The 7,429-nt window shown below is 58.3% G+C and carries 5 protein-coding genes; 4 read left to right on the top strand and 1 reads right to left on the bottom strand.

Features of this window, described 5'->3' with window-relative positions; all coding sequences use genetic code 11:
- Nucleotides 1–140 precede the first annotated feature (140 nt).
- The 3 genes from ptsP to WH50_RS24360 are packed head-to-tail and all read left to right on the top strand — an operon-like array spanning nucleotide 141 to nucleotide 5,784.
- Nucleotides 141–3,056, top strand: coding sequence for a phosphoenolpyruvate--protein phosphotransferase (gene ptsP / locus WH50_RS24370; protein ID WP_133251422.1), 2,916 nt, complete (start codon nucleotides 141–143; stop codon nucleotides 3,054–3,056).
- Nucleotides 3,049–3,999: a 1-phosphofructokinase gene (pfkB, locus tag WH50_RS24365; protein ID WP_110189927.1), complete on the top strand. Its 951-nt coding sequence runs from the start codon at nucleotides 3,049–3,051 to the stop codon at nucleotides 3,997–3,999. Before ptsP ends, pfkB begins: the two co-directional genes overlap by 8 nt.
- Nucleotides 4,000–4,008: 9 nt before the next feature.
- Nucleotides 4,009–5,784 carry a PTS fructose-like transporter subunit IIB gene (locus tag WH50_RS24360; protein WP_110189925.1) on the top strand — a complete coding sequence of 592 codons (1,776 nt, stop codon included), beginning with the start codon at nucleotides 4,009–4,011 and terminating at the stop codon, nucleotides 5,782–5,784.
- An 88-nt stretch (nucleotides 5,785–5,872) separates the two neighbouring features.
- On the opposite strand, the gene WH50_RS24355 is transcribed toward WH50_RS24360, so the two are convergent.
- Nucleotides 5,873–6,598, bottom strand: a complete 726-nt coding sequence (locus WH50_RS24355) for a DUF5610 domain-containing protein (RefSeq protein ID WP_110189923.1) — start codon at nucleotides 6,596–6,598, stop codon at nucleotides 5,873–5,875.
- Nucleotides 6,599–6,825: 227 nt separating this feature from the next.
- Between WH50_RS24355 and WH50_RS24350 the strand changes: the two genes are divergently transcribed.
- Nucleotides 6,826–7,236 carry a DUF2946 domain-containing protein gene (locus WH50_RS24350; RefSeq protein ID WP_110189921.1) on the top strand — a complete coding sequence of 137 codons (411 nt, stop codon included), beginning with the start codon at nucleotides 6,826–6,828 and terminating at the stop codon, nucleotides 7,234–7,236.
- Nucleotides 7,237–7,429 lie beyond the last annotated feature (193 nt).

The following is a 7,429-nucleotide window of genomic DNA, read 5'->3' as shown; positions in this document are numbered from 1 at the left end:
TAGTCCACTAAACTCCGCTTTTTCGCCTGTTTTTTCCTTGTCTCGGCTGCCTCGATAACGTTTTCAACAGCCTGTTAACAAATAGATTGCCCGCAAGGGACAGCGCAAAACGCAGTACCAACACGTCTAGGGGTATAACAATGTTAAAACTCACTCCTGAAGACATTACCCTGTCAGCCCAGGCAGCCGGTAAAGTCGAAGCCATCAGTCTGATTGCTGATCAGCTGCAGGCAGATGGAATGGTCGAAGCAGGCTATCGCGAAGGCATGCTCACCAGAGAACAACAAACCTCCACCTATCTTGGCAATGGTATTGCCATCCCCCACGGTACGACAGATACCCGCGAGCTGGTCAGAGAGACCGGCCTGAAAGTGGTACGTTTCCCGGCCGGGGTGGAATGGGGGGCAGGGCAAACGGTCTATACCGCAATCGGTATCGCTGCCAGGTCCGATGAGCATCTGAGTATTCTCCGCCAACTGACACACGTCATCGCTGATGAGCAACTGGCGCAACGGCTGCATAGTTGCAGTGGGGTCGAAGAGGTGCGCGCGATTCTCAGTGGTGAGGCCAAAAGGGGTGCCTTTCTGCTCGGGGCCGATCAGGTCCGTATGCACTCTGTCGCCACCAGCTACAGTGAACTGGTCGCGCTGGCAGGCGCCATCCTGTGGAATAAACAGGCCATCATCCAGCAGGATCTGATCAGCCTTTATGCCACGCCGCCCCAGTATCTGGGCGAAGGCGTATGGCTGGTGGCCGTCGCCTCTCAGGCCGACAACGGTGCCGCAGCCGTGGTGCAGCCCGCACAGCCGGTCAGCCTCTACGGCAACAGCCTCGATGTGCTGATTGCCATTTCTACTCATAATGATCAGCACCTGCCTCTGCTTGAGCGCCTGACCGAGCTGAAGCTTGAGGGTCGGCTCAAGGTGCTGGCGGAATCCCGGCGTGCACTGGACGTTGTCCGTCATCTGCTGGTGCAGAAACTGGACGGTCAGCAGCTTATCTGCCCCTTACCTATGTCCCATGGTTTGCATGCCCGTCCGGCTGCCAATCTGGCGCGTATCGCCAAAGGCTTTGAAGCCGAAATCTGGGTTGAAAACCTCGACAGCGACAGTCCGGCAGTCTCCGCGCGCAGTGTGACCAAGCTGATCAGCCTGGGCGCGCAGCTCGGCCACCGTTTGCAGATCACGGCAGAAGGTGCCGATGCGGCTGCGGCACTGGCTACTATCGGCGAAGCCATCAGTGCCGGGCTGGGCGATCCGGTGGTGCGCGGGTTTCAGCAACAGGCTGCCAGTGAGGCAGTGGTGGTGGCGCTGGAGTCAGAGTCTGTCAGTGCCCCCGTAGTACGGCTGCAAGCGGGTGATACCATCAGTGGTTTGACCGGTGCGCCCGGTGTGGCCATTGCTCCTGCCTATGTGATGTCTGAGCCCAAGTTTGAGTTTGCCCATCAGGCGGGCCCCGCCAGTGCAGAACTGGCGCGCCTGCAGACTGCTGTGGCAGCGGTGGAGGAGCAGCTCAACAAGCGCCTTGAATCCACCGCCAACACCGAGCTGGCGCAGATTATTGCCATGCATCTGGAGTTGTTGCTGGACCCGGAAATGCAGCAGGAAGCGGAGCAGCATGTGCGCCGCGGCGACAGTGCCGAATGGGGCTGGCAGCAGAGTTTTGAGGCACTGGCCAGTGTTCAGGAGCAGAGCAAGGAACTGTTGCTGGCCGAGCGTGCCATCGACATTCGTGATGTCGGCAACCGGGTTCTGGCTCAACTGACCGGACAGGGTGGCAGTGATGCCATTCAGACAGAGCATGTGCTGGTCTGTCAGGAAATCGCGCCTTCAGAGATCAGCGATCTGGATCTGAGCAAGGTGCGCGCCGTGGTTACCGCTGCCGGTGGTGTCACCTCCCACGCCGCTATTCTGGCCCGGACGCTGGGCATTCCCCTGCTGGTCGGTTGCGGCCCACAGGTGCTGACGCTGGAGCCCGGTACGCCCGTTATCGTTGACTGTGACGCGCGTACCCTGAAAGTAGCGCCCGATCAGGCCGCGCTGGATCAGGCCCGCGCCACCATGGCGCGCGAAAAGGCTCTGGCTGAACAGGCTTACGCCAGCCGTTTCGAACCCGCGGTGACAACCGATGGCCATCATATCGAAGTCATGGCCAATCTGACCGCCGCAAAAAGTGTTGACAAGGCCATCGATCATGGCTGCGAAGGGGTGGGTCTGTTCCGCTCTGAATTTATCTACATGGATTACCCGCAGGAGCCCACGCTGGAAGAGCAGCGCGCCGAATATGCCCGTGTCTTGGATGCGCTGGGCGCTGATCGCCCACTGATCGTACGTACACTGGATGTCGGTGGTGACAAGCCGCTGCCCTACATGCCTATCGACAAGGAAGAGAACCCCTTCCTTGGCGTGCGCGGTATTCGTCTTTCTCTGCGTTACCCGGAAACACTCAAACGTCAGTTGCATGCCCTGCTGACCGCCGCCAATGGCCGCTTGTTACGCATCATGTTCCCCATGGTCACCGATATTCATGAATGGCGTGCCCTGCGTGCCATGTTCGATGAGGTGGTGGTGGACTATCCCGGCAGCAACATTGAGCTGGGCATCATGATTGAAGTGCCTTCGGCTGCCCTGATGGCGGACATATTCGCCAAAGAGGTCGACTTCTTCTCCATCGGTACCAATGACCTGACGCAATACGCGTTGGCCATCGACCGTGGTCACCCGGAGCTGTCACGTCAGGCGGATTCCATCAACCCTGCGGTGCTGCGCCTGATCGACATGACCGTACGCGCGGCAGATCGTCATGGCATCTGGGTGGGCGTGTGTGGCGAGCTGGCCTCTGATCCTCATGGCGCAGCGATCCTCACCGGCCTTGGCGTGAAGGAACTGAGCATGTCGATGCGCGCCATTCCCCGTGTCAAAGCGCATCTGCGCCAGCTGTCAATGCAGGCTGCCCGCGATCTGGCAGAGCGTGCGCTGGCTGCTGACAGCAGTGAAGCGGTCAGAGCACTGCCTTTGCTGGAGACGGATAAGCTGGCAGGAGTGCGTCATGGTTAAGCGACCGGTAGTGACCCTGACGCTGAACCCGGCGTTGGATCTGACAGTGCAGCTGAGTGAACTCGTGCCCGGAGAAGTCAATCTGGCCAGACAGGGTAATCTGCGCCCGGCGGGCAAGGGTATCAATGTCGCCATGGTACTGCGTGATCTGCAGGAGCAGGTGGCAGTCACCGGCATTCTGGGGCAGGACAACAGCGATGCGTTTGAGCATCTGTTCACCCAGTTACAGCTGGATAACCACTTTCTGCTGGAGCAGGGCGCGACCCGTATCAACGTCAAACTGTCGGAACAGCAGGGGCGTGTCACCGATATCAACTTACCCGGCATCACCGTCTCTGAGGCCGTCTGGCAGACCTTGCAGCAACGGCTGCTGGCGCTGTGTGAACAGGCGGACGTCTTTGTGCTGAGTGGCAGTCTGCCTCGCGGGCTGGCTGCTGACAGCTATGGCCAGATTATCGGGCTGCTGCGTCAGCACGGTAAGACCATTCTGGTGGACACCAGTGGTCAGGCTTTGCATGCCGCGGTGGCGGCGGTACCTGATCTGATCAAGCCCAATGTTGAAGAGCTTGAGCAGTGGACCGGTACTGCCTTGCCGGATGCTGAGGCACAGGAGCAGGCAGTACGTAAGCTGCTCGCCCTCGGTATTCGTCACGTGGTGTTGTCCGATGGCGAGCGCGGTGTGCGCTGGTACAGTCGCGACGGCGCCTGGCAGGCCCTGCCACCCCGCGTATCTGTCGTCAGTACCGTCGGAGCCGGAGACAGTCTGGTCGCCGGTCTGACCTATGGTTTGCTCAATCAACTTGCCGTTGCCGACACCCTGCAACTGGCGACCGCAGTGGCAGCACTGGCAGTCAGTCAGATAGGTGTTGGTATTCCCGACACAGAACGACTCAATCAATTAAAACAACAAGTGTCTGTCATGCCACTTGCGTTTTCCTGTTAAGGAGAGCCCATGAAAGTCCTGATCGTAACTCAATGCCCCAGTGGTCTGACCACCAGTTTTATGGCTGCAACGGCGCTGAAAAAAGCCGCTGCAGTGCTCAACTGGGATGCCACGGCGGAAATTCACTCCAGTGTTCAGCCCGCGCAGATGCTGACGGCCGCACAGATAGCTGCAGCGGATCTGATCGCTATTGCCGCCGAAGGCGTGGTCGATATGGCCCGCTTTGCAGGCAAACGGGTATTCCGTGGTTCGGTAACCGAAACACTGGAAAACCCGGTGGAATGGCTGGAACGCGCTAATCTCAATGCCCGAGTAGTCGAAGGCGCGGCGGCCTCTGCCGCTGCCAGGGTGCCGAGTGCGCCAGTGGCCGTCGCCGCTACCCCTGCGGTTGCCAGCAATTGTCTCAATATCATCGCTGTGACCGCCTGTCCGACCGGTGTTGCACATACCTTCATGGCAGCCGAAGCGCTGCAGGACGCCGGTACCCGTCAGGGTCACCAGGTCAAGGTGGAAACACGTGGTTCGGTGGGCGCCAAGAACACCCTGAGCGATGAGGATATCGCCAGAGCGGATCTGGTCATTCTGGCGGTGGATATCGAAGTGGACACCGCGCCCTTCGCCGGTAAACGTATCTATCGCACCAGCACCGGTAACGCGCTCAAGAAGTCAGCGGAAGTCATCCGGCTGGCGCAGGCAGAGGCGCAGGTTGAATCCGCTGCCGCTGTTCAGGGCGAGGTGAAAAAGACTTTCAAGAAAGAAAAAACCGGCGCCTACAAGCACCTGATGACGGGCGTGTCCTTCATGCTGCCGGTGGTGGTAGCCGGTGGTCTGATCATTGCGCTGTCATTCGTATTTGGTATTGAGGCATTCAAGCAGGAAGGCACACTGGCCGCTGCGCTGATGAAGATCGGTGGTGGCTCCGCCTTCGCCCTGATGATTCCGGTACTGGCGGGCTACATCGCCTATTCCATTGCAGACCGTCCGGGTCTGGCGCCTGGTCTGGTCGGCGGTATGCTGGCCAGCTCGATTGGTGCGGGCTTCCTCGGTGGCATCGCGGCAGGCTTTATTGCCGGTTACAGCGCCAGATTCCTGGTGGATAAGGTGCAGCTACCGAAAAACCTCGAAGCCCTGAAGCCGATTCTGATTATTCCGCTGCTGTCGACCCTGCTGACCGGGCTAGTGATGATCTATGTGGTGGGCGGTCCTGTGGCTTCCATCATGTCGACCATGACCGAGTTCCTGAAAAGCATGGGCTCTGCCAATGCCGTACTGCTGGGGGTGATTCTGGGTGCGATGATGTGCTTTGACCTGGGTGGCCCGGTCAACAAGGCTGCCTATACCTTCGGTGTCGGGCTGCTGGCCAGTCAAACCTATGAGCCGATGGCGGCGGTCATGGCATCCGGGATGGTGCCCGCTATTGGCATGGGCATTGCTACCTTCCTGGCGCGCAACAAGTTTACGCTGGCGGAGCAGGAAGCCGGTAAGGCGTCATTCGTGCTGGGCCTGTGCTTTATCTCTGAAGGTGCGATTCCCTTTGCGGCCAAAGACCCACTGCGTGTTATTCCATGCTGTATGGTCGGCGGTGCGGTGACGGGTGCCCTGTCGATGATCTTCAATGCGCAGCTGATGGCGCCACACGGCGGTATCTTCGTGCTGTTTATTCCCAATGCCATTAGCCATGTCATGCTGTATATCGGCGCTATCGTGATTGGCTCACTGATTACCGGTATTGGTTATATGCTGGTCAAACAGAAAGCGGCTGAGGCGGTGGCTGTAGCGGGTTAAACGTTAATAGTGATGTGAGGTTTGCTCAGCAGTGAGCGAAGGCGGGGCCGTTAAAGCCCCGCCTTTTTTATTTGTCGTTTGTGCTGGATCAGCTGCTGGTGGTTGTCGTCGAGCTGCTGGAGTCGGGGCGTGGGTAATTGTCGATGAAATCTTTCAGACCTTTTTGAACCAGCTCATAGGTGGCATCGATATTGTCTGACACATCACCCTGCAGCACTCCCATGCCATCGAGCAGTTTCTTGGCATCATCGAAGCCTTTATCGATGCCGCTGCTGATCAGGTCGCTGAAGTCAGACAGTGCGGTCTCCAGATCCTTGTCGCTGTGCTGGTCGAGATACTGGCTGAAGAAACCTGTACCGAAGGCAACGATGCGCTTGGCGGTATTTTCTGGTGACCAGTAGTCTTTCTGGCTGTCGCTGTAGGGGTTGGTACTCTGGGTGCCGCTGGTGGAGCCGGTCTGGCTGCTGCTGTCTGTACTGTCGGAGCTGCTGCCGTCTTCGTTGAGGCTTTCACTGACCCGGTCCATGACGGTCTTCATGACCAGACCCAGGGCGCCATCGCTGTCTTTGAGCGAGCTTTGGAAGGTGGACACCGCCTCCATCAGCTTCTGGTTAATCTGGTTCTGGTTTTCTTCCATGGTGTCGGAGACGCTGAACCCGCTGCCCAGTGCAGTGCTGCTCTGGCTACCTGAGCTGTCTTCGGTACTGTCGGTCGCGCTGGAAGAGGCGTTGTTGCTGGAAGTGTTTCCGGTAGTTTTTTGGCTATTGGAATAGCTTACCTGGCCACCGGTGTCCTGATAGTTACCGATTTTCATTTCCCTACCTCTCTGGTCTGGATATGGGGATGCCTGCTGTATCGGCTGGCCTGACAAAGTCTTTACTCAATTGTGCTCATTCTTTCCACATTGGTGATGAGCGCGATTAATGCAGACCCGTTGCCTGAGGCACCTGCGCTGTTTTGTCGCACCCCGGAAAGGCACTTCACGCTGCCTTTTCACAGAGGCTGTCGCTAGAATGCGCGCCTGCATTTCTGAGAGCGCCCATGTACCAGACAACCTTCAATCAGCATCGCCACATGCGCCGGGCTCCCGCCTGGTTAGCGTTGTTGTCGATGTTGATGCTGTATCTGGCACCAGTTGGCGCTCAGCTCAATGCCGCTTCCTTTTCCGCAGCCGGGTTTGCAGATACGGCCCTGTGTCACGTCGCTGCTGTGTCTGGTGCAGAGCAGCGTTACACACATACGGATGTACCGACCGCCGGTGTGCATGATGCCTGTGGCTACTGTACCTTGCTGGCACATCTTTCTGGCTTACTGGATGAGCTGCCGTTTGCCGGTGCTGTGCGTGGTGCAGTCGTCGCGCCAGAGTGTCCGTCATGCTGGCAGTCGCCTTCCTGTCGCTGTTGTTCCCATGCTAATCCCCGTGCGCCGCCTGCTGCCGGGTCCTCCATCTGAGAACGTGCTTGCGATCTGCGGCGTGTCAGTCACCCGGCGTTGAAAAGCCTTTCGGAATGCACCTTTACCACCAGTAAACGTCGCTTCCTCAGCGCTTTTCGCTCTGACTGGCTATCGCTCGCGAGATCGTGAACAGGTTCTAACAGGTCGTTGAAAACCTATCTGCGTTGCTGAATACTGCGTCAAAAACAGG

This window comes from Pokkaliibacter plantistimulans, assembly GCF_003194385.1.
In the GTDB taxonomy this organism is placed as follows: domain Bacteria; phylum Pseudomonadota; class Gammaproteobacteria; order Pseudomonadales; family Balneatricaceae; genus Pokkaliibacter; species Pokkaliibacter plantistimulans.
Note: the sequence above shows the minus strand (reverse complement) of the source record. Positions and strands in the feature narration are given on the sequence as shown.

What these genes read in the sequence shown, in the direction of transcription:
- ptsP (WP_133251422.1), top strand. Translation starts at nt 141, where the DNA reads ATGTTAAAACTCACTCCTGAAGACATTACCCTGTCAGCCCAGGCAGCC.
- pfkB (WP_110189927.1), top strand. Translation starts at nt 3,049, where the DNA reads ATGGTTAAGCGACCGGTAGTGACCCTGACGCTGAACCCGGCGTTGGAT.
- WH50_RS24360 (WP_110189925.1), top strand. Translation starts at nt 4,009, where the DNA reads ATGAAAGTCCTGATCGTAACTCAATGCCCCAGTGGTCTGACCACCAGT.
- WH50_RS24355 (WP_110189923.1), bottom strand. Translation starts at nt 6,598, where the DNA reads ATGAAAATCGGTAACTATCAGGACACCGGTGGCCAGGTAAGCTATTCC.
- WH50_RS24350 (WP_110189921.1), top strand. Translation starts at nt 6,826, where the DNA reads ATGTACCAGACAACCTTCAATCAGCATCGCCACATGCGCCGGGCTCCC.